Below are 22,315 nucleotides of genomic sequence, written 5' to 3' on the forward strand. Positions count from 1 at the left end.
TTTCCTCCTAATTATTAAAAGTTATATTGGTATTTCGTCAAATTTCGACATAATTTCCTTGTCTGATAGTTATCATACCAAGTAATGCCATAAACGTCAATTAATTAATACACTAATATTATGCTTTCTAAAAAAAATTTTTGAGAAGAATGCAGTTATTTTATTCATTTTAAAAGGTTTTTAATAAATATTTTCAGTAATAGTAAAAAAGATTCTTATTTAAGTCATTTAATGGATTCAATATATTATTCGACAATTTTCGCATATGATAAACTTTCATTGAAACGAATTTGGTACTTCGTTAGAATAGAAAGTATATTGTAAAACAATGGAGGCAGTTCTTGTGAGTGAACAACAAAAAACATTCTATATAACAACACCCATTTACTATCCAAGTGGGAAATTTCATATTGGTACGGCATATACAACCGTTGCATCTGATACTATTGCACGCTATAAACGTTTACGTGGTTATGATGTTCGTTTTTTAACAGGAATGGACGAACATGGGCAAAAAATACAAGAAAAAGCAGCCGAAGCGGGGAAACACCCTCAAGATTATGTAAATGAAATTGCAGATGCTGCGAAAAAGCTTTGGTCTTTAATGGATATTTCTTATGATGACTTTATACAGACAACGCAAGAGCGACATACGAAAGCTGTCGAAAAGATTTTCCAAAAGTTTTTAGATAATGGTGATATTTATAAAGGCGAATATGAAGGCTGGTATTGTACACCATGTGAATCATTCTTTACAGAAACTCAATTAGTTGATGGGAACTGTCCAGACTGTGGTCGACCAGTACACAAAGTAAAAGAAGAATCGTACTTCTTTAATATGAAGAAATACGCAGATCGTTTATTAACTTATTATGAAGAAAACCTAGAATTCATTGAGCCAGAATCACGAAAAAATGAAATGATTAATAACTTCATTAAACCAGGGCTAGAAGATTTATCAGTATCAAGAACGTCCTTCGATTGGGGGATTAAAGTACCTGGGGATCCAAAGCATGTCATTTATGTATGGGTGGATGCATTAACGAATTATATTACAGCTCTAGGGTACATGTCTGACGATGAAACACTATTCAACAAGTACTGGCCAGCAGACGTACATGTAGTAGGGAAAGATATTGTGCGCTTCCATACAATTTATTGGCCAATTTTCTTAATGGCGTTAGATTTACCATTACCGAAAAAAGTATTTGCACATGGTTTTATTATGATGAAAGACGGTAAAATGTCTAAATCAAAAGGTAATGTCATTTATCCAGAAATGTTAATCGAACGTTATGGCCTAGATGCGACACGTTACTTCCTTTTACGTGAATTACCATTCGGCTCTGATGGTGTATTTTCGCCAGAATCATTTATTGAACGCACAAACTTTGATTTGGCGAACGATTTAGGAAATTTACTAAATCGAACTATTTCAATGATTAATAAATATTTTGATGGTATTATTCCTACAGAAAATCTTCAATCGACAGAATTTGATGCAGCATTAAAAGAGCAAGCTGAGTCGGTGCGTATTAAATATGAAGAAAGTATGGAAAAAATGCAATTTAGTGTCGTTCTTGCTGACTTATGGACACTGGTGTCGCGTACTAATAAATATATAGATGAGACACAGCCTTGGGTGTTAGCAAAAGAAGAGTCAGATAAGCCAAAATTAGGAGCTGTTATGCGAAATTTGGCAGAGAGCTTACACCAAATTGCTGTCATGTTACAACCATTTATGACAACAACACCGAAACGTATGATCGATCAGTTAGGTTTAGATGACAAATTCTTAGCATGGGATACAATTGAAACATTCGGCAATACTATTCCAACAAACATTAAAGTGGTAGAAAAAGGGATACCAATTTTCCCACGCTTGGAAAATGAAGTTGAAATTGCTTATATTCGTGAGGAAATGCGTGGCTCTGTGAAAACACCACAAGAAGAAGAGACTAAAAAGACTTCAAAGACTGACGAAAACCCAGAAATTCCTGAAATTACCATTGATGATTTTATGAAAATTGATTTGCGTGTGGCGACTGTTACGGCATGTGAAACTGTTCCAAAAGCAGATAAATTATTAAAGCTTCAAGTGGATCTAGGATATGAGCAACGCCAAGTAGTTTCAGGTATTGCAAAATTCTATACACCTGATGATTTAATCGGTCAAAAAGTGATCGTCGTAGCAAACTTGAAGCCTGTTAAACTACGTGGTGAATTATCACAAGGAATGATTCTAGCTGGTGAAAAAGATGGAATTTTAAAATTAGCATCAGTTGATTCAAAACTAGAGAATGGTGCAAAAGTAAAGTAACAAACTAAGAAAGGCCTGCTGAATACATATTATTCAGCAGGCTTTTCAAATCTGTTAGAGAAATTAGGTTATTGTTATTTCGAAATAATTTATTCGGCATGAAAAATGTGATTTTATGGGTATATAGAATCATTGCAAGTATTGTCGATTAAGTGGAATGTCACAATACCGAATGGTTTGTAACAAAATTGTAATGCTTACGAAAAATATGAAATAATAAATTTTAATAAAATCGATGTTAGGAGAATGAGGATGTTTATTGATACACATGTACATTTGAATGCAGATCAGTATGAGGAAGACCTTCAAGAGGTAATTGATAGAGCCCTTGAAGCTAGAGTAGAGAAAATGGTTGTTATTGGTTTTGACCGTAAAACCATTAATAGAACAATGCAATTAATAGAGCAATATGATTTTGTTTATGGTGTCATTGGCTGGCATCCAGTAGACGCTATTGATTGTACGCAACAAGATTTAGATTGGATTGAGGAATTAGCTGCACATCCAAAAATAGTTGGCATTGGTGAAACAGGTTTGGACTATTATTGGGATAAGTCACCAAAAGAAGTTCAACAAGCACTTTTCCGCAAGCAAATTCAATTAGCGCAAAAGTTAGGTTTGCCAATCATTATTCATAACAGGGATGCAACAGGGGATGTTGTACAAATTTTGCGTGAAGAAAACGCAGCATCCGTAGGGGGTGTTATGCACTGCTTTAGTGGGAGTGTAGAAACCGCACGTGAATGTATAGCTATGAATTTTATGATTAGTCTTGGTGGACCAGTGACATTCAAAAATGCACGTCTGCCAAAGGAAGTGGCTACGGAAATACCTCTAGAGCACTTGATGATTGAAACAGATGCACCATATTTGGCGCCACATCCACATCGAGGTAAGCGTAATGAACCAAGCTTTGTGCCCTTAGTTGCGGAGGAAATTGCGCGATTGAAGGGGTTAACAATTGAGGAAATTGCACAAGCAACTACCGCCAATGCGAAAATTTTTTTTGGGATTGACAATTAACTAGCTTAGATGCCTCCAATACAGGGTTTGTGGTTGGCAAAAACATAGAAGTCAATTTTCAGAGAAATACTTTCGGGTTGACAGTGCCAAAACTAGTCCGTATAATCCAACCTTGTATTAAGGAGGCGTTTTTTCATGTCAAATAATTCCATGAAAAACTTGTTCTTAGGATCATTGAGGAGTAAGCAAGCAGTGATAAGAATTATTTCACTTGTCCTGTTTGTATCTGTAATCTCTTTCGTACTTTATCAAGGTACGAAAAAAGCCGTAACGCTTGAAGCAAACGGAGAAACAATCGAAGTTTCAACACATGCCAAAACTGTAGAACAATTATTACAAGATCGAAATATAGATGTAGCAGCGCATGATAAAATATCACCCTCTCTGAACACCAAAATTGTTAATGGATTAGCAATTCAATGGGAACAGGCAAAAGAAGTAACTATTTCAGTTGATGGAAATCAGTCAAAAGTTTGGACAACTGAAACACTAGTGAAAGACATTTTGAAGGAAGCAAATATTGAAGTATCTGAACACGACTCTTTAGCACAAGGTCTAGATACTGAACTAGGAGCAGAGAACAAAATCGATATTCAAAAAGCGTTTCAAGTAGCGCTTGTCGATGGCGTAAATAAAAGACAAGTATGGTCCACTTCGACTACGGTCGCTAACTTTTTAAAACAACAAGGAATTCAGTTAAATGAATTCGATCGTGTCGAAAATAACCTGGAGGACGTTATTACTCCACAGAGTAAAATCGCAGTAGTTCGCGTAGAAAAGGTTATCGATGTAGTGGAAGACTCTTTAGATTTCGCAGTTGAAAAGAAGCAGGATGCTTCATTGCAAAAGGGGAAACAAAAGGTAGTGGCAACAGGCGAGAAGGGCTCAATTTCTCGTACGTATGAAGTTGTCAAAGAAAATGGCAAGGTTGTAGCTAAAAACCTACAAGCTGAGGCAATTTTAAAAGAGCCAAAAAAACAAGTCGTTGCAATTGGCACAAAAACAGTCGTTGCAAGTGCAGCAACTGTGTCACGTGGTTCAGCAGAGCCAGCTAGTGGTAAAGAATTCTATGTAACGGCAACAGCTTATACACCATATTGCAACGGTTGTACTGGTACATCAGCAACTGGTATAAACTTGCGTTCAAATTCTGGTATGAAGGTAATCGCAGTTGACCCTTCTGTTATTAAATTAGGCTCAAAAGTATGGGTTGAAGGCTATGGTACAGCTATCGCTGGAGATACTGGTGGCTCAATTAAGGGTAATAAGATCGATATACTTGTACAAACAGATGCCCAGGCACGTAACTGGGGACGTAAGAAAGTGCGTATTAAAGTATTAAATTAAAAAATTTGTAAAATTAATCAAAATGTTATTTCACTAATGGAGCTTTCCTGTTTTGACTGGCAGGGAAGCTTTTTTCTTGTTTTAACAACTGTTTAAACATTAAGTACAACAAACGCCCCTGTAAAGGAGGCGTTGGAATGCTAATTATTAGCAATGTTTGACGGTACGTTCGCTAGAAGGCTCGTTCAAACCTTGTATTTCTGTACAAACGGTATCTTGCAGTTGTAAAATGGTCAGAAGATAAGGTAGACAGAAAAGAGGAGTCTTTTTGCAAATAAAAGAAATCATTGTCGTTGAAGGAAAAGATGATACGACAGCTATTAAGCGTGCCGTACAAGCAGATACTATAGAAACAAATGGATCTGCTATCTCTGAAGAAACATTGAAGCGAATCCAACATGCTCAAGAAAAGCGTGGTGTTATTGTATTTACGGATCCTGACTACCCAGGACGTCGAATACGCGCCATTATTGAAGAGCGTGTTCAAGGAGTGAAACATGCCTTTTTACCAAAAGCCAAAACAATTGCGAAGAATGGTAAAGGCTTGGGGATTGAGCATGCAGCTGACGATGATATACGGGAAGCATTACGACATGTCTATACCCCTAAACAAGATGTGCCAAACGAAGATGATATTACACTGGAAGATTTAATGACAGCACGTTTGATTGGCTATCCACAATCAAAACAGCGACGTGATCGACTGGGAGAAATTTTAAATATCGGTGCTACAAACGGTAAACAGCTTCATAAAAGGTTAAAAATGTTTCAGATTACAGAACAGCAATTTGGTGCGGCGGTCGCACAGTTAGATCAGGAGGAAAATGATGCATAAGGATATTGCAACACCAATTCGTACACAGGAAATTTTAAAAAAATATGGATTTTCATTTAAAAAAAGCTTAGGACAAAACTTTTTAATTGATCCTAATATTTTACGAAATATTGTAAGTCACGCAAATTTAACGGAAAATAGTGGCGCAATTGAAGTTGGTCCTGGTATTGGTGCCCTAACAGAGCATTTGGCGAGAAGTGCCAAAAAGGTTGTTTCCTTTGAAATTGATCAACGTTTATTACCTGTGTTAGAAGACACACTTAGTCCATATAATAATGTGTCTATTATCCACTCTGACATTCTTAAGGCAGATGTTGCGAAGATTATTGCGGAGGAAATGCCAGGTATTGAAAATATTATGGTCGTGGCCAATCTACCGTATTATGTTACTACCCCAATTTTAATGAAATTGCTAAATGACCGATTACCAATCAGAGGTTTTGTTGTCATGATGCAAAAAGAGGTGGCTGATCGTATAACGGCTATGCCTGGAACGAAGGAATATGGTTCATTATCTATTGCGATTCAGTATTATGTTAAGGCTGATATTGCTATGACTGTGCCAAAAACAGTGTTTATGCCACAACCTAATGTCGATTCAGCGGTTATTCGCCTCATCAAGCATGATGAGCCACCAGTAAAAGTAATAGATGAGGATTTTTTATTTGTTGTGACTCGAGCATCTTTTGTTCAAAGAAGAAAAACAATCTACAATAATCTGCAAGCTGGTTTACCAAATGGGAAGGCACAAAAGGAACAAATTTTACAGGCATTAGAGGCAGCAGCAATTGAGCCAACTCGTCGAGGAGAAACACTTACTATTCAAGAGTTTGGAAAATTAGCCGATGCACTATATCCTGTGTTTGCAAAGTAAGAATTTTTGTTAACATTTTTTCGTGGATGTAAAAAAATATATGCTTTTTATAAAAAATAAGTTGACAAGATTTATAACGGGCTGATAAAATATTATATTTTGTTGACATTTTTGGGCGATTCGCTTATACTAGTTAGTAGTGAGGTGTAAGCGAAAATGCCAAAAACTTTAGCGGACATTAAAAAGTCGTTGGATTGTCATTTGGGTAAACGTTTGCAATTAAAAGCAAATGGTGGTCGCAAGAAAACGGTTGAGTGTGCAGGGATATTACGTGAGACATATCGCGCTATCTTTGTAGTAGAGCTCGATCAAGAAGACAATACGTGCAAGCGCGTATCGTATAGCTACACAGATATTTTAACTGAAGCAGTAGAGATTACATTTTTAGACGAAGCAAAAGCTGCTGTCGCAAAATAGTTTCTAGTACTTATTTCTATATTTTAGAAACACTCATGTATGTTAAAACTACATGAGTGTTTTGCGTTTTCACGGGCATACTAAATTCGTCAGTTGTTAAAGGAGGAGTTTATATGCCTAGAAAAGGTATCATGTCACCTCGATTAAAAGAAGAGATCGCAAAAGAGCTTGGATTTTATGATGTTGTGCAAAAGGAAGGCTGGGGCGGCATAAAAGCTCGAGATGCTGGTAATATGGTCAAACGTGCCATAGAAATGGCTGAACGGGCAAGTAATGAGCAAGAGCATAAGTAGGCTATTTTTATTAAAGTAGTCATCTTATAAAGTTTCATTCAGCAAGGATGAAAATCCTTACTGACACAACAAATACAACTGACGAGAGAGAGCCGTTACTCCGAACAGGGTAAACGGTTCTTTTTTTCCATTTTCGCATTCTCATTATGGTAAAATAAAATGAATAATCTTGCGCGAAAAAAAGAACTGTTTATACGTGTAGCTATAAGGGAGGAAGAAAGATGCTTTATGTAAAGGCGCCTGCAAAAATCAATTTAACATTAGATGTACTTTATAAAAGGCCAGATAATTTTCACGAAGTAGAGATGGTTATGACAACTGTCGATTTAGCTGATCGTATCAGTCTTGAATCTCGAGAAGACGGTGTTATTCAAATTATTTCAACAGATAATTTTGTACCAAATGATCATCGTAATTTTGCGTATCAGGCAGCGCGTCTCATTAAAGATACATACGGCATTAGGCAAGGTGTATCCATTACTATTGAAAAGGAAATACCCATTGCGGCTGGACTTGCAGGTGGCAGTAGTGATGCAGCAGCTACATTAAAGGGACTAAATGAGCTTTGGGATTTAGGGTTATCGATAGATGAATTAGCGGAGCTGGGTGCTAAAATTGGCTCGGATGTTTCGTTTTGTGTCTATGGTGGCACAGCACTCGCTACAGGCCGTGGAGAAAAAATAGCTGAATTACCAGCCCCTCCAAACTGTTGGGTTGTATTAGCAAAGCCTAAAATTGGCGTGTCAACGGCTGAGGTATATGGGGGTCTTAAGGTTGAAGGGTTGAAACATCCAAATACCAAGCAAATGATACAAGCGATAGAAACAAAAGATTATGAGCTATTATGTTCTTCATTAGGAAATGTTTTGGAAACTGTAACATTTAACTTACATCCAGAAGTTGTGATGTTAAAAGAACAAATGAAACGCTTTGGTGCAGATGCTACGTTAATGAGTGGAAGCGGCCCGACTGTGTTTGGACTAGTTGATAGTGAAGCTCGTGTTAGTCGCATTTATAATGGTTTACGTGGTTTTTGTGAGGAAGTGTATGCAGTGCGAATTTTAGGTGAGCGGAATACGCTTGCTTAGAAACGCAAATTTGTGTTAATTTTACCTATAAATATTCGTGTTTAGGAGAGGGTCGCATGAAATGGAAGCGTAGTGAACGACTAGTTGATATGACGTACTACTTACTAGAACATCCACATCAGCTGATCCCGCTAACTTATTTTTCAGAACTATATCAATCTGCGAAGTCATCCATTAGTGAGGATTTAACGATTGTAAAGGAAACATTCGAAGAAAAAGGAATCGGGTTATTGATGACAGTGCCAGGTGCTGCTGGAGGAGTAAAGTATATTCCGAAGATGTCCGAGGCAGAAGTACGTTTAGTCATTCAGGATTTAAAGGCAGAGCTTGAACATTCAGATCGATTGTTACCAGGCGGTTACTTATTTATGACAGATTTGCTAGGAAACCCAGATTTAATAAATCGTGTAGGGAAGGTCTTTGCTTCTGCCTTTGCAGATCAACAAATCGATGTCATAATGACTGTAGCAACTAAGGGGATATCCATTGCCCATGCCATTGCAAGACATTTAAATGTACCAGTAGTAGTTGTAAGAAGAGACAGTAAAGTAACTGAGGGCTCTACAGTTAGCATTAACTATGTGTCTGGTTCTTCCAGAAGAATTCAGACAATGGTATTATCAAAAAGAAGCATGAAGAGTGGACAACGTGTGTTAATTACTGACGACTTTATGAAGGTCGGTGGTACTATGAACGGCATGAAAAATCTATTAGAGGAATTTGACTGTCAGCTAGCAGGCATTGCGGTGCTTGTGGAGGCTGAGCATGCGGACGAAACTTTAGTAGATGATTATTATTCACTTGTAAAGCTTCATGAAGTAAACGAAAAAGATCGTACAATTGCATTAAGTGAAGGTAACTATTTTTCTAAAAGGGGACATGACAAATGAAAGTAGTAGCAACAACAAATGCGCCAGCAGCAATCGGACCATATTCACAGGGGATTATTGTTAACGGTATGTTTTATAGCTCTGGTCAAATTCCATTAACAGCTACAGGTGAATTAGTGGAAGGCGATATTACTGCTCAAACAAATCAAGTGTTCGCTAATTTAAAAGCAGTTTTAGCGGAAGCTGGAACTTCTTTAGATCATGTTGTGAAAACAACGGTCTTTATGAAGGATATGAACGACTTTGTCGCAATGAATGAGGTTTATGCAGGCCATTTTGGTGATCATAAACCAGCACGTTCAGCTGTAGAGGTAGCTCGTCTTCCGAAAGATGTAAAAGTAGAAATCGAAGTTATCGCAATCGTAAAATAAAATAATTCGTTAAGTTCCCTAAAGAGAAATGCTCTTCTTTTTAGGGAATTTTTTTAGGCTGACAAACAATTGTCAAAAATTCCGTATATAAGAAAAAATATTATTCTAATAAGTATTCAAATTTTTTAGAAAATTTGATAGACTATTAAAAGGAAAATATTCGGTAATTGAGGATATGATATTTTCATGAAGGCATCTAAGAAGAGAGGTGGTGAGAAAATGGAAGTTACTGATGTGAGATTACGTCGAGTACAGACGGATGGTCGCATGCGTGCGATTGCTTCCATTACACTTGACAATGAGTTTGTTGTTCATGATATTCGTGTAATTGATGGAAATACTGGTTTATTCGTAGCTATGCCAAGTAAACGAACACCGGATGGGGAGTTTAGAGATATTGCGCATCCAATTAATTCTGACACTCGAAATAAAATTCAAGAGATCATTTTAAACGCCTATCATAACTCTAGCGAAATAGAGGAAACGGGCAAAGAGGAAGAATTAGAGGGTATTGGTGTGTAATAAAAAGGTAATAAATACCTATTAAAGGATTTGCTACAAATTAATGCGTAGAAAATGAGGAAGAACTCTTCTAGTAGGAAGGGTTCTTTTTATTTTGATAAAAAGAGAATATGAGTAATTTCAGGATATACTTCATGACATTCGAGCATAAGGTGCAATGGATTTTGTAATTCATCTTTTTGTCAACTCTACATGCCTTGAAAAGAGATGAATTTTGCTATATAGTCATAAGAGAAAATGAGCGTATTGGAGGACTTACAGATGAGCAATATTTTTGCTGTCATTTTGGCTGCAGGTCAAGGTACACGTATGAAGTCCAAATTATATAAAGTGCTCCATCCAGTATGTGGGAAACCAATGGTGCAACATGTGGTGGATCATATTCAAACGTTAGATGTAAATCGCATTGTAACGGTTGTTGGACATGGTGCAGAGAAAGTGCAACAACAGCTTGGGGATAAAAGCGAGTATGTTCTGCAGGCCGAACAGTTAGGTACAGCTCATGCTGTTCAACAAGCTGAGGCTATTTTAGGTAACGAAGAAGGAACTACATTAGTTGTATGTGGAGATACACCACTAATTCGTCCTGAAACAATGCAGGCTTTATTCGAACATCACCAAGCAAAGAATGCTAAAGCAACTATTTTAACAGCGATTGCGGAAAATCCAACTGGCTATGGTCGTATTTTACGTGGCGATAACGGACAGGTTGAGCAAATTGTTGAGCAAAAGGACGCTTCAGCAGAACAGCAATTAGTAAAAGAAATAAACACGGGCACATACTGCTTTGATAACAAATTATTATTTGAAACATTGAAGCTTGTGAAAAATGACAATGCACAAGGTGAATATTATTTACCGGATGTCATTGAAATTTTACAAAAGCAAGGTGATATTGTAGAAGCTTATGTCACTGATGATTTTGAAGAAACATTAGGTGTCAATGATCGTGTGGCTTTGTCACAAGCTGAGACATTAATGCGTACGAGAATCAATGAAAAACATATGCGTAATGGTGTCACAATTATACATCCTGAAACAACGCATATTAGTGCAGACGCAGTTATTGGGCGCGATACGGTTATTCAACCAGGCTCAATGATTGAAGGTGCCACTGTTATCGGTGAAGATTGCATAATTGGACCAAATACTCAAATTGTAGATAGTCGCATTGGTGACCGCACAACTGTACACTCTTCTGTTGTACGTGAAAGCGCTATTGCGGATGATACAGCTATTGGGCCATTTGCTCATATTCGACCACTTTCAGACATCGGTAGCCATGTAAAAATTGGTAACTTTGTAGAAGTGAAGAAAAGCAAGCTAGATAATGATACGAAAGTATCGCATTTAAGCTATATTGGTGATGCAGAAATAGGCAGTAACGTCAATATTGGCTGTGGTTCCATTACAGTAAATTATGATGGAAAAAACAAGTTCAAAACAATTATTGAAGATGATGTATTTGTAGGATGTAATACTAACTTAGTAGCACCAGTGAAAGTTGGAAAAGGTTCATTTATTGCAGCAGGTTCTACAATTACTAAAGAAGTTCCTGAAGACGCACTAGCAATAGCTCGTGCACGACAAGAAAACAAACCGAATTATGTAAGCAAATTAAATTCAAAATAATTATCAACTAAACAGGAGGCCATCATGCCGTATCATTATGCAAACTCACAATTAAAAATATTTTCACTTAATTCCAATAATCCATTAGCTCAAGAAATTGCGCAGGAAATGGGCGTTGAATTAGGTAAATCTTCTGTTAAGCACTTCAGCGATGGAGAAGTTCAAATTAGCATTGAAGAAAGTATTCGTGGTTGTGATGTGTTTATCGTGCAGTCTACTTCTGCACCAGTAAACGAACATTTAATGGAGCTTTTAATTATGGTAGATGCAGTTAAACGTGCGTCTGCTCGTACAGTAAACGTTGTAATGCCTTATTATGGTTATGCACGCCAAGACCGTAAAGCCAAGGCGCGTGAGCCAATTACAGCTAAATTAGTGGCTAACCTACTTGAGACTGCTGGTGCAACACGTGTTATCGTATTAGATTTACACGCACCTCAAATCCAAGGTTTCTTCGATATCTTAATTGACCACTTAATGGCGGTACCATTACTATCTGATTACTTCAAATCTAAAGGTATTCCAGATGATGAAATCGTGATTGTTTCACCAGACCATGGTGGGGTAACACGTGCTCGTAAAATGGCTGAACGATTAAAAGCACCGATTGCAATTATTGACAAACGTCGTCCGAAACCAAATGTTGCGGAAGTTATGAACATTGTTGGTAATGTTGATGGTAAAGTGGCAATCTTGATTGATGATATTATTGATACAGCAGGTACAATTACAATTGGTGCCGATGCTTTACGTGCTGCTGGCGCTAAAGAAGTTTATGCTTGCTGCTCACACCCTGTATTATCTGGCCCAGCGATTGAACGTATTGAAAACTCTTCTATTAAAGAATTAGTTGTGACAAATACAATTCAGTTGCCAGCAGAGAAAAAATCGCCTAAAATTACGGAGCTTTCTGTAGCTAAATTAATGGCTGATGCTATTTCTCGTGTTTATGAAAACAAATCTGTAAGTACTCTATTTGATTAATAAATATGGCGAGTTAAAGACAAATCTACCTTTTTGGGTGGATTTGTCTTTTTTATATTCATTTTTGTGAAGGTGACGTAATAGATGAGTGCTTTTGGTGTGAATCATCTCACAAAGGGGTATAATAGATAATGTGTCTTAATAATATTTACTCTAAGTTAAAAAATAGAGCTAAATATTATCATAGCCTTCAACAAATACATTGTTGATAAGGCGTAAATAATTTTCTTGGAAGGGGAATAAAGAGGTATGAGTACAGTATTAAGTGTTACAAGGCGCGAAACTGGGCATCGTTCGACATTAACCCAACTTAGAAAAGGGGGAGCCATTCCTGCAGTTATTTACGGCTATAAGTTAGATTCAACCCCAATTTCTATTGCTGCAAAAGATTTTAAAAAATCCATTCAAAAAAATGGGCAAAATAGTGTGTTTTCACTAGAGTTAGAGGGGAAAAAAGTGAATGCTGTTGTGTCAGAGGTACAGCAATGTTCATTGAAAGATGAAGTAAATCATGTCGACTTTTTAGCTATTAATATGGCTGAAGAGTTAGAAGCTGATGTTCCGATTAAATTACTTGGTCAGTCAGTTGGAGTAAGTGAGGGTGGTATTTTAATGCAGCCTAACTTAGAATTGAAAGTGAAAGTAAAACCTGCGGCGTTACCTGAATCAATTGATGTTGATATTTCAGCATTGAAAATCGGGGAATCCCTAACGGTAGCAGATATTCGTGAAAAAATACCTGTTGAAATCATCAGTGAAGATGACTATATATTAGTAACCGTTGTGGCGCCTCCTTCTGTAGAGGAAGAGACTACAGAAAGTGTGGAAGAGCAAGTATAAAAGTAAATAATGGGTAAGGCTAATAAGAAGGCTACGGCTTTCTTATTAGCCTTTTTTATGTCAGTAGGATTGTACAAAATGCTTTCTAGGTGTGCTATATGGTAAAATAATGACTATTAGATTGGAAAGAAGAGAGAGGTACTTATGAAAATTATCGTTGGATTAGGAAATCCAGGTAAACCTTATGAACATACAAGACATAATATTGGCTTTGATGTTATTGATGCATTAGCAGAAAAATGGGGGACACCTTTAACAAACTCGAAATTTAATGGGATGTATACAACTGTACATCGACCTGAGGGAAAGGTTCTACTTGTTAAACCTTTAACATATATGAATTTATCAGGGGAATGTGTGGGTCCCCTTATGGATTATTTTGATATTGATGTAGAAGATTTGATTGTTATTTATGATGACTTAGATTTAGAAACAGGTAAATTACGTCTGCGACAAAAAGGAAGTGCAGGTGGTCATAACGGCATTAAATCCTTAATTCAGCATCTTGGTACTCAGGAATTTAATCGTATCCGAGTAGGGATTAGCCGCCCGCTAGCTGGTATGAAGGTAGCAGACTATGTATTAGCAAGATTTTCAAAGGACGATCAAGGTCTTATTGAAGAAGCCATTGAAAATTCTGTAAATGCTGTTGAAGCATCTCTTTCAAAGCCGTTTCTTGATGTGATGAATCACTTTAACGCTAGCAAATAGATGGAATGCCACTAATAAATTTCCGTTAAAGTCTTTGGATAATTGGACTGGTTTAAGGTGAATGACTACAGACCTTTTACTATCATGACAGCTGATGTTTGTAGTGATTAGTATTCACTACAAGCAAAAATCAATTCTCTAATTTTCAAGTTATTGCAATGCGGATGACATTGGAAAGTGCATAATCTGTTTTATAAATGTCTATACTTTAAGTAGAAAGCTGCTTAAAGGAGGATGATTTGGAGATGTCAGTTCGCTACCGATGTCGGCATTGTGAAGTAGAAATAGGGACACTACCATTTGATGCAGATGATACAATTCGAAAATTGCATATTTTTGAATTGGGAGAAGCAGATGATTATGTTGAGAAAGATCAACATGGACAAACGACTGTGCACTGCATTTGTGAGCAATGTGAGGATTCGCTGAAACAATATCCAGATTATCACGCACTCAATAAATGGATTCAATAATTGGAAGGATGCTTTGACGCACTTCATGTGTGTTCAAGGCTTTTTCCATTTTATAAAATAGCTGATAAGAAAGATAAATAAAATAGTACTAGAATAATAGCATTGAAAATTTAGAATTTTATGCTGAAAGGAGCTTTTGACTGTGGAGGTTTTACGACAGCTTGTGTCGCAGGATAAACATATTACATCATTTTTACAGGAGATTCAGAGCGGTCAAACTGCATCACAGCTTATTACTGGTTTAACAGGAAGCGCACGCCCCGTAATGGTCGATGCGTTATTTGAGCATGTGAAGAAGCCAATCTACATTGTTTCTCCTAATCTACTGCAGGCACAGAAGATGGTTGATGAGCTTGCCGGATTATTAGGTGAAGAGCATGTTCATTATTATCCAGCGGATGAATTCATTGCAGCAGACCTTTCTGTTGCTTCACCAGAACTACGTGCGGAGCGAATTGCAACACTCGATTGCTTAGCTAGAGGTGAGAAGGCTGTCTACGTCATACCAGTGGCAGGTTTACGTAAAATAATGCAGCCTAAGGAACATTGGCTACAATATTTTTTACAAACAGCTGTAGGCGATGAGGTTGAAATAGATACTTGGTTACAAACATTAGTTGAAATGGGCTATGTGCGTAATTCAATGGTAACGACACCTGGAGAATTTGCGTTGCGCGGAGGCATACTAGATATTTATCCACCTTATTTGGAAGCACCTATTCGAATTGAATTATTTGATACCGAGGTTGATTCCATACGAACATTTTCAGCAGATGATCAACGTTCGATTGATAAATTACAAAAGATTCGTATTCTTCCTGCTTCAGAGGTCATTCTAACTAAATTAGAAAGGCAGGCATTAGCAGGCCGTTTAGAAGCGGCATTGGCTGCAAGCCTAAAGAAGGTTAAAAAGCAGGAGACAAAAGAACTTCTGTATCAATATATTCAATATGATATTGAATTGTTACAGCAAGGAAATTTACCCGACTACGTAAATAAATATGGCTCATTATTATACGATAAAACAGCTTATTTAGGAGATTATTTTGCACAAGATGGTATTGTGCTCTTTGACGAGCTTGGACGCATTCAAGAAGTGATGGATGCATGGGAACGTGAAGAGGATGAATGGTTTTTATCTTTAATTGAAGAAGGAAAAATGGTTCATGATGTCAAACCTGCCTTTACATTAAAAGAAATACAAGCAATGCTGTCACAACAAAAGCTATCATTTTCATTATTTTCAAGAACATTTGCGGGAATAACGTTTAATAAGACAACTAATTTCTCTTGTAAGCCAATGCAGCAATTTCACGGACAAATGTCATTGCTTCAAACCGAAGTGGAACGCTGGTTACTTGGTAAATTTACCGTACTGATTGTTGCAAGAGATAAAGAACGTGTTAAACGAGTTCAGCACATGCTTGGAGAATACGATATTCATACGGCTATTGGTGAACCAACAGAACCTGGTATCTATATAGTAGATGGTGGCTTGTCGAGTGGCTTTGAATTGCCCCTGCAACGTCTAGCAATTGTCACAGAAGACGAGCTTTTTAAACAGCAGGCAAAGAAAAAAGCACGTACACAAAAAATGACTAATGCTGAACGTATTAAAAGCTATACGGAAATTAAACCAGGGGATTATGTTGTACATGTTCATCATGGGATTGGTAAATATATTGGTGTAGAAACATTAGAGGTCAATGGTACACATAAGGATTATTTGCATATTCGCTATCGTGCAGACGATAAACTATACGTACCTGTAGAACAAATAGACTTAATCCAAAAATATGTGGCGTCAGAGGATCGTGAACCGAAGCTACATAAATTAGGTGGCGCTGAATGGAAAAAGGCTAAAGCGAAGGTATCTTCTGCTGTACAGGATATTGCCGACGATTTAATTAAGCTATATGCGAAGCGTGAAGCTGAGAAGGGGCATGCTTTTACACCTGATAATGATGACCAGTGTAATTTTGAGTCATTGTTCCCTTACGAGGAAACGGAGGATCAGCTACGTTCTATTGTAGAAGTGAAACGAGATATGGAGCGAGAACGCCCTATGGACCGTTTAGTGTGCGGTGATGTAGGCTATGGTAAAACCGAGGTAGCCATTCGTGCAGCATTTAAAGCTATTCAAGATGGTAAACAGGTTGCATTCCTCGTTCCTACAACGATTTTAGCCCAGCAGCATTATGAAACCATCCGTGAGCGCTTTCAGGATTTTGCCATTAATGTTGGCCTGTTATCTCGTTTCCGAACGAAAAAGGAGCAGTCTGCCACATTAAAAGGCTTAAAAGAAGGGCGCGTTGATATAGTTATAGGAACACATCGAATTTTATCTAAAGATTTAATTTTCCAAGATCTTGGTTTGTTAATTGTTGACGAAGAACAACGCTTTGGTGTGACACATAAGGAAAAAATTAAACAGCTAAAGACAAATGTTGATGTTTTAACTTTAACGGCAACTCCAATCCCGAGGACACTTCACATGTCAATGGTAGGGGTCCGAGATTTATCTGTTATTGAAACGCCTCCTGCTAACCGATTCCCGGTTCAAACATATGTGATGGAGCACAGTGGTGCATTAGTGCGAGAAGCTATCGAGCGGGAAATGGCGCGTGGCGGACAAGTGTTTTATTTATATAACCGAGTAGAAGATATGGCTCGAAAGGTTGAGGAGATTCAAGTGCTTGTCCCTGAAGCACGTATAGGCTTTGCGCATGGAAAAATGACAGAGTCAGAGCTGGAATCTGTGATTTTAGCCTTTTTAGAGGGTGACTATGATGTGCTTGTTACAACAACGATTATTGAGACAGGCGTCGATATACCAAATGTGAATACATTAATTGTTCATGATGCTGATCGCATGGGCTTAGCGCAGCTCTACCAATTACGTGGACGTGTTGGTCGCTCTAACAGGGTAGCCTATGCATACTTTATGTACCAACGTGACAAAGTATTGACAGATGTAGCGGAACAACGATTGCAGGCAATTAAAGAATTTACTGAGCTAGGCTCCGGCTTTAAAATTGCTATGCGTGATTTATCTATTCGGGGAGCAGGTAACTTACTTGGTGCGCAGCAGCATGGCTTTATCGATTCAGTCGGCTTTGATTTATACTCACAAATGCTTCAGGATGCCATTGCTGAACGTCAAACAGGCGTGAAAAAAGAAGAAAAGCCAGATATAGAAATATTGCTGAGTGTTGATGCTTATATCCCTGATGCCTATATTCCAGATGGGTATCAAAAAATCCAAATGTATAAACGTATTAAGGCAATGGATCAGGTGGAGGAGTACGAAGAAATCATGGAGGAATTGGAGGATCGATTTGGCGATCTTCCAATAGAAACAGAGCGTCTACTACGAATAGCAAGAATGAAGGTTTGGGGCTTAGGTGCTGGAGTAGTATCTGTAAAGGAAAAGCAAAAAATTATTACTATCCTATTATCCGAACAGGGGACAGCCAATGTCGATGGCAGTAAGATTATTGAAGCGTCAATGAAGTTTGAGCGTGCTGTTGGTTTTGGTATGGATGGCATGCAGTTGAAATTAACAATCGATGAGCGTAAGAGCGGAAAATATCAACCCTTTGATATTTTGGAAGAGCTAATGCAAATTATCGATAAGGCAAAAAAATAGCAAAAGGCTAATCTTATCTTTTTATGGAAGAGATAAGATAGCCTTTTTATTTTTCCAGTTTTTTTTATGAATTGATTATAGAAATTTGTTCCTTGGGTAATCTAATAAGGAGTTGATTGATGTAAGTAATAAAGTTTTTTGAAAAAATTTGATGGTTGTGAAATCCTTTTTCTTCAGTTTTTGCATAGATTGTTTAAAAAAAAACCATACTATAGTTGAATAAAAATTTCATTGTAGCGAAAGCGAGGCATTAGAATGAAGGCAACAGGAATTGTTCGTCGTATTGATGATTTAGGGCGTGTGGTTATTCCGAAAGAAATTCGTAGGACGCTACGTATTCGTGAAGGCGACCCGCTTGAAATTTATACGGACCGTGAAGGTGAAGTCATATTAAAAAAATATTCGCCCATCAATGATTTGGGTGAATTTGCAAGAGAATATGTTGAAACACTTTATGAAACATTAGGAACACCAGCATTTGTCACTGACCGCGATGAGGTAATCGCAGTTGCAGGGATTGGTAAAAAGGAATATATTAACCGTCGCATTACATCCTTTGCGGAGAGCTTCATGGAAGAGCGCTCAACAAAAATAGAAAAAATGGAGACAACGATTGAAATTGTCCCTGGGCAATATGAGCAAGTGAAATCGTATTGTGCGACACCTATTATGGTGAACGGTGATCCGATAGGTTGCATTATTGCCTTATCTAAAGTGCATTTTGTCGGTGAAGTAGAGGTAAAAGTAGTGGAAACAGCTGCAAACTTCTTAGCTAAACAAATGAATAGTTGATGCATGGAAAAGTTATTGCGATGACCTTTAAGGCTGAACAATAACTTTTTTTGCGTACATAAAGATTGGTCAATATAGGAACAGTATAGCTCCTTAGCGCGTCAAACTTTTGAGATATGCTATACTATTGGCATTGTTAAGAAGGAAAGAGGGCAATTTATGTCGCAACGTTTTGGCATGAAAAGCTACATGAAAGGTGCCGCCTTATTGACAATAGCGGCTCTTATTGTAAAGGTTCTTAGTGCAATTTATCGTGTACCTTTTCAAAATCTAGTTGGAGATGAAGGCTTTTATATCTATCAACAGGTATATCCAGTTATATCGATTTTCGTTGTTTGGACATCTAGTGGCTTTGCTATAGCCATTTCTAAAATGCTTGCAGATAATGATTGCATTGTTGATACAATAGAACGTAATGAAAGACGAAGGACTATTATGCGTGTGGTTTTCCGGTATTTGACGGTGTTATCGCTACTGTTTTTTGCAGTTTTATTTGGAGGAGCTGAAAAAATTGCCCAATTGATGGGAGATGCTCAATTAGCACCATTGATTCGCTCAGGCTCATTTGTAGTACTGGTTATGCCAGCATTGGCTATTTTAAAAGGTGGCTTCCAATCTAGAGGCATTATGGAGCCGATTGCTTATGCTCAAGTCCTCGAACAAGCGGTAAGAGTTACTGTTATTTTAGCAGGAACATTTATCATTATGACGACTACTAAATCCCTTTATGGTGCAGGTAGAATGGCTGTTATTGGTACTGTAATTGGTGAAATTACGGCCTTGTTATTACTTGCCTATATCTCATATAAACGTTTTGGGCTAAAGCTAACTAAACTACAACTACATCCTATTTCAAGTTTGCCCATTGTTAAAGAGGTGACATGGCTAAGCTTAAGTGTCAGTATGAGTGGTCTCCTACTACTTGGATATCAGCTTGTCGATTCGTTTACGATATATTCAGCATTAATTGATAATGGCATGGCTCCTACAATGGCGAAGGAAACAAAAGGTATTTATGATCGTGGACAACCTTTAGTTCAACTAGGTGTTGTCATTGCATCCTCATTGTCGCTTGCTATTGTTCCGCTTGTTGCTCATTTATCTAAAAAACAAGAGGGGCGCAGTGCAGTTCCATTTATACAATTAACATACAAAGCGTCCATACTATTCGGCTGGTCTGCGGCCTTGGGTTTAATGCTAGTTATGCCGTATTTAAATGAAATGCTTTTCAAAACGAATACTTTATCCGAAGTATTAATCGTCTATGTATTCCAAATTGTTCCATTGTCGATTATTCTTACATTTACAGCGATCTTACAAGGCTATGGAAAATTAAAAAAGCCAGCTCTGTTTTTAATGCTAGGTTTTCTGCTAAAAATGATACTGAATGTACGATTAATCGGTTGGTTAGGTGTATTAGGAGCGGCTATCGTAAATGATATAGGATTATTATTAACAGCGATTTTGCTAATTATTTATTTAAAAACATTGACGGGCATTCAGCTAGCATCTGTCGATTTTTATAAAAAAGTTGGGACAGCATCTTTCAGTATGGCAGTCGTTGTACTTGTCTGGTTACAGTTTGTATCGGCAATCTTAAGCCATTCACTGTCTTCACGTATGGTAGCTTTGGTGACCGGTTTAACAGCTGTATCCATAGGGGCATTTGTTATGCTGACTGTTATTGCGAAGAAACGAGTATTAGTGGAGAAAGAGTGGTATTTATTGCCGTTTGGACGTAGAATGGCTGTTTACCAACTTTGGCTAAATTCAAAGAAGTAGGTGTGAATATTGAAAACTTTAACAATTATTGGCTTAGGTGCAGGAGATTTTAATCAGCTGCAAATGGGTGTTTATAGAAAATTAAAGGCTGCTAAAAAGTTATATGTACGTACGATAGATCACCCAGTATTAGAGGAATTAGCAGCAGAGGGTGTTAAATTCGAAAGCTTTGATAAAGTATATGAAAAACATGATGCATTCCAGCCTGTCTATGCGGAAATAGCAGATGCACTTATTGAAGCTGCTGCTGTTGAGGATATTATGTATGCTGTGCCAGGCCATCCATTAGTTGCAGAACAGACAGTGCAACTGCTTATTGCAGCAGCGGATGAAGGCAAAATTAAGTTAGTTATTGAGGGTGGTCAGAGTTTCATAGATCCGATTTTTGGTGCATTAAAAATTGATCCAATAGAAGGTTTTCAATTGCTTGATGGTACCCGCTTTTCAATGCATGACATCAACATGCGTCAACATATTTTGATCGCACAAGTATACGATACATTTAGTGCCTCGGAAGTAAAGCTAACGTTGATGGAGAAATATGATGACGAGTACCCTGTGACGGTTGTGACGGCTGCAGGGTCTGCACAAGAACAGATTGTCACGGTACCTCTCTATGAACTCGATCAAAGTGTAGAAGTTAATAATTTAACAACAGTCTATGTACCACCTGTAAAATCGCAAGAAGAGGCATTAAAAGACTGGACAACATTCCGTCAGATTATTGCAACGCTAAGAGGTCCGAATGGCTGTCCTTGGGATCAAAAACAAACACATGAGTCGTTAAAAAAATACTTACTCGAAGAAGCACATGAATATTTGGCTGCTATAGATGCTGAGGACGATTTTGCAATGATCGAGGAACTTGGTGATGTGCTATTACAAGTATTTTTACATGCACAAATTGGAGAAGATGAAGGTTACTTTACACTTGAAGATGTGTTAGCTTCCATTAGTGAAAAAATGATTCGCCGCCACCCACATGTTTTTGGTGATGTTGCAGTGGAAGATGCGGACGATGTCGTGGCCAATTGGGAGGCTATTAAGGCTGAAGAAAAGGGTACTAGCAATAAACCACTATTAGACGAGGAGTATAGAGCCTCTTCTGCATTACAAACAGCATATAATTACCAAAAAAGAGCTGCAAAAGTGGGCTTTGACTGGCCAGATGTGGATGGGGCATGGGATAAATTTGATGAGGAGTGGCAGGAATTTCGCCAGGAAGTAACGAAAGGCTCTAATGCATCCCGTTTGGATGAATTTGGTGACGTGTTGTTTACACTAGTAAATTTAGCGCGTTTCTACAAACTGTCACCAGAAGAGGCTATGCTACATGCAAATGAAAAATTTGCACGACGTTTCGGTTATGTAGAGGAACAGGTAAAGATCAGTGGAAAGTCTTTTTCCAATTTTACATTAGAGCAATTAGATGCATTTTGGAATGAAGCAAAGCAACTAGAAAAGGAGTAAAA

20 protein-coding genes are annotated in these 22,315 nt (G+C 37.7%); all 20 read left to right on the forward strand.

The genetic code is table 11. From position 1 onward, the window contains the following. Positions 1–343 precede the first annotated feature (343 nt). The 20 genes from metG to mazG all read left to right on the forward strand — a co-directional run bounded on the left by metG (position 344) and on the right by mazG (position 22,313). The gene (gene metG, locus V6670_RS00315; RefSeq protein ID WP_338652214.1) at positions 344–2,320 is read left to right on the forward strand and encodes a methionine--tRNA ligase; all 1,977 of its coding nucleotides are present in this window, start codon (positions 344–346) and stop codon (positions 2,318–2,320) included. Between the two features lie 252 nt (positions 2,321–2,572). Beyond that, complete coding sequence (locus tag V6670_RS00320) at positions 2,573–3,343, forward strand: TatD family hydrolase (protein ID WP_271912007.1); 771 nt, start codon at positions 2,573–2,575, stop codon at positions 3,341–3,343. A 135-nt stretch (positions 3,344–3,478) separates the two neighbouring features. Next, on the forward strand, positions 3,479–4,690 hold the full coding sequence (locus V6670_RS00325; RefSeq protein ID WP_338652215.1) for a ubiquitin-like domain-containing protein: 1,212 nt from the start codon (positions 3,479–3,481) through the stop codon (positions 4,688–4,690). Between the two features lie 268 nt (positions 4,691–4,958). Next, positions 4,959–5,525, forward strand: coding sequence for a ribonuclease M5 (gene rnmV, locus V6670_RS00330; protein ID WP_036122312.1), 567 nt, complete (start codon positions 4,959–4,961; stop codon positions 5,523–5,525). Then, positions 5,518–6,399 (forward strand): 16S rRNA (adenine(1518)-N(6)/adenine(1519)-N(6))-dimethyltransferase RsmA, encoded by an 882-nt coding sequence (rsmA, locus tag V6670_RS00335; RefSeq protein WP_338654419.1) that lies wholly within the window; start codon positions 5,518–5,520, stop codon positions 6,397–6,399. Before rnmV ends, rsmA begins: the two co-directional genes overlap by 8 nt. A gap of 156 nt (positions 6,400–6,555) precedes the next feature. Then, entirely contained in the window at positions 6,556–6,816 is a 261-nt protein-coding gene (locus V6670_RS00340; RefSeq protein WP_004229199.1) for a Veg family protein, read from the forward strand. A gap of 113 nt (positions 6,817–6,929) precedes the next feature. Then, on the forward strand, positions 6,930–7,109 hold the full coding sequence (locus tag V6670_RS00345; protein WP_036122317.1) for a small, acid-soluble spore protein, alpha/beta type: 180 nt from the start codon (positions 6,930–6,932) through the stop codon (positions 7,107–7,109). Positions 7,110–7,330: 221 nt separating this feature from the next. Continuing rightward, positions 7,331–8,197 carry a 4-(cytidine 5'-diphospho)-2-C-methyl-D-erythritol kinase gene (gene ispE, locus V6670_RS00350; protein ID WP_036122319.1) on the forward strand — a complete coding sequence of 289 codons (867 nt, stop codon included), beginning with the start codon at positions 7,331–7,333 and terminating at the stop codon, positions 8,195–8,197. Positions 8,198–8,253: 56 nt separating this feature from the next. Next, entirely contained in the window at positions 8,254–9,087 is an 834-nt protein-coding gene (gene purR, locus V6670_RS00355; protein ID WP_004229190.1) for a pur operon repressor, read from the forward strand. Beyond that, positions 9,084–9,458, forward strand: a complete 375-nt coding sequence (locus V6670_RS00360) for a RidA family protein (RefSeq protein WP_141905713.1) — start codon at positions 9,084–9,086, stop codon at positions 9,456–9,458. The genes purR and V6670_RS00360 overlap by 4 nt, the downstream gene beginning before the upstream one ends. 219 nt (positions 9,459–9,677) lie before the next feature. After that, entirely contained in the window at positions 9,678–9,980 is a 303-nt protein-coding gene (gene spoVG, locus V6670_RS00365; RefSeq protein WP_036122325.1) for a septation regulator SpoVG, read from the forward strand. A 261-nt stretch (positions 9,981–10,241) separates the two neighbouring features. Continuing rightward, positions 10,242–11,612 carry a bifunctional UDP-N-acetylglucosamine diphosphorylase/glucosamine-1-phosphate N-acetyltransferase GlmU gene (gene glmU / locus V6670_RS00370; protein ID WP_141905714.1) on the forward strand — a complete coding sequence of 457 codons (1,371 nt, stop codon included), beginning with the start codon at positions 10,242–10,244 and terminating at the stop codon, positions 11,610–11,612. Positions 11,613–11,636: 24 nt separating this feature from the next. Further along, positions 11,637–12,596, forward strand: coding sequence for a ribose-phosphate diphosphokinase (locus tag V6670_RS00375; protein ID WP_036122331.1), 960 nt, complete (start codon positions 11,637–11,639; stop codon positions 12,594–12,596). A gap of 249 nt (positions 12,597–12,845) precedes the next feature. Continuing rightward, positions 12,846–13,436 (forward strand): 50S ribosomal protein L25/general stress protein Ctc, encoded by a 591-nt coding sequence (locus tag V6670_RS00380; RefSeq protein ID WP_141905715.1) that lies wholly within the window; start codon positions 12,846–12,848, stop codon positions 13,434–13,436. A 144-nt stretch (positions 13,437–13,580) separates the two neighbouring features. Then, a complete protein-coding gene (pth, locus tag V6670_RS00385) occupies positions 13,581–14,147 on the forward strand; it encodes an aminoacyl-tRNA hydrolase (protein WP_338652216.1) in 567 nt (188 codons plus the stop codon). A 245-nt stretch (positions 14,148–14,392) separates the two neighbouring features. Beyond that, positions 14,393–14,620 carry an anti-sigma-F factor Fin gene (locus V6670_RS00390; protein WP_004229176.1) on the forward strand — a complete coding sequence of 76 codons (228 nt, stop codon included), beginning with the start codon at positions 14,393–14,395 and terminating at the stop codon, positions 14,618–14,620. A 142-nt stretch (positions 14,621–14,762) separates the two neighbouring features. Next, complete coding sequence (gene mfd, locus V6670_RS00395) at positions 14,763–18,269, forward strand: transcription-repair coupling factor (protein WP_338652217.1); 3,507 nt, start codon at positions 14,763–14,765, stop codon at positions 18,267–18,269. A 255-nt stretch (positions 18,270–18,524) separates the two neighbouring features. After that, positions 18,525–19,061, forward strand: a complete 537-nt coding sequence (gene spoVT / locus V6670_RS00400) for a stage V sporulation protein T (RefSeq protein WP_036122344.1) — start codon at positions 18,525–18,527, stop codon at positions 19,059–19,061. Positions 19,062–19,220: 159 nt separating this feature from the next. Beyond that, positions 19,221–20,843 (forward strand): oligosaccharide flippase family protein, encoded by a 1,623-nt coding sequence (locus tag V6670_RS00405; protein ID WP_338652218.1) that lies wholly within the window; start codon positions 19,221–19,223, stop codon positions 20,841–20,843. A 9-nt stretch (positions 20,844–20,852) separates the two neighbouring features. Then, on the forward strand, positions 20,853–22,313 hold the full coding sequence (mazG, locus tag V6670_RS00410) for a nucleoside triphosphate pyrophosphohydrolase (protein WP_338652219.1): 1,461 nt from the start codon (positions 20,853–20,855) through the stop codon (positions 22,311–22,313). Positions 22,314–22,315 lie beyond the last annotated feature (2 nt).

It is taken from the genome of Lysinibacillus sp. Y5S-8, from assembly GCF_036894365.1.
Lineage (GTDB): Bacteria > Bacillota > Bacilli > Bacillales_A > Planococcaceae > Lysinibacillus > Lysinibacillus fusiformis_D.

Excerpts from the sequence above, each read along its gene's own strand:
- ispE (WP_036122319.1), top strand. The coding sequence starts at position 7,331 with ATGCTTTATGTAAAGGCGCCTGCAAAAATCAATTTAACATTAGATGTA.
- V6670_RS00320 (WP_271912007.1), top strand. The coding sequence starts at position 2,573 with ATGTTTATTGATACACATGTACATTTGAATGCAGATCAGTATGAGGAA.
- V6670_RS00380 (WP_141905715.1), top strand. The coding sequence starts at position 12,846 with ATGAGTACAGTATTAAGTGTTACAAGGCGCGAAACTGGGCATCGTTCG.
- purR (WP_004229190.1), top strand. The coding sequence starts at position 8,254 with ATGAAATGGAAGCGTAGTGAACGACTAGTTGATATGACGTACTACTTA.
- V6670_RS00340 (WP_004229199.1), top strand. The coding sequence starts at position 6,556 with ATGCCAAAAACTTTAGCGGACATTAAAAAGTCGTTGGATTGTCATTTG.
- pth (WP_338652216.1), top strand. The coding sequence starts at position 13,581 with ATGAAAATTATCGTTGGATTAGGAAATCCAGGTAAACCTTATGAACAT.
- spoVG (WP_036122325.1), top strand. The coding sequence starts at position 9,678 with ATGGAAGTTACTGATGTGAGATTACGTCGAGTACAGACGGATGGTCGC.
- V6670_RS00360 (WP_141905713.1), top strand. The coding sequence starts at position 9,084 with ATGAAAGTAGTAGCAACAACAAATGCGCCAGCAGCAATCGGACCATAT.
- V6670_RS00405 (WP_338652218.1), top strand. The coding sequence starts at position 19,221 with ATGTCGCAACGTTTTGGCATGAAAAGCTACATGAAAGGTGCCGCCTTA.
- V6670_RS00345 (WP_036122317.1), top strand. The coding sequence starts at position 6,930 with ATGCCTAGAAAAGGTATCATGTCACCTCGATTAAAAGAAGAGATCGCA.
- V6670_RS00375 (WP_036122331.1), top strand. The coding sequence starts at position 11,637 with ATGCCGTATCATTATGCAAACTCACAATTAAAAATATTTTCACTTAAT.
- spoVT (WP_036122344.1), top strand. The coding sequence starts at position 18,525 with ATGAAGGCAACAGGAATTGTTCGTCGTATTGATGATTTAGGGCGTGTG.
- V6670_RS00390 (WP_004229176.1), top strand. The coding sequence starts at position 14,393 with ATGTCAGTTCGCTACCGATGTCGGCATTGTGAAGTAGAAATAGGGACA.
- V6670_RS00325 (WP_338652215.1), top strand. The coding sequence starts at position 3,479 with ATGTCAAATAATTCCATGAAAAACTTGTTCTTAGGATCATTGAGGAGT.
- glmU (WP_141905714.1), top strand. The coding sequence starts at position 10,242 with ATGAGCAATATTTTTGCTGTCATTTTGGCTGCAGGTCAAGGTACACGT.
- rsmA (WP_338654419.1), top strand. The coding sequence starts at position 5,518 with ATGCATAAGGATATTGCAACACCAATTCGTACACAGGAAATTTTAAAA.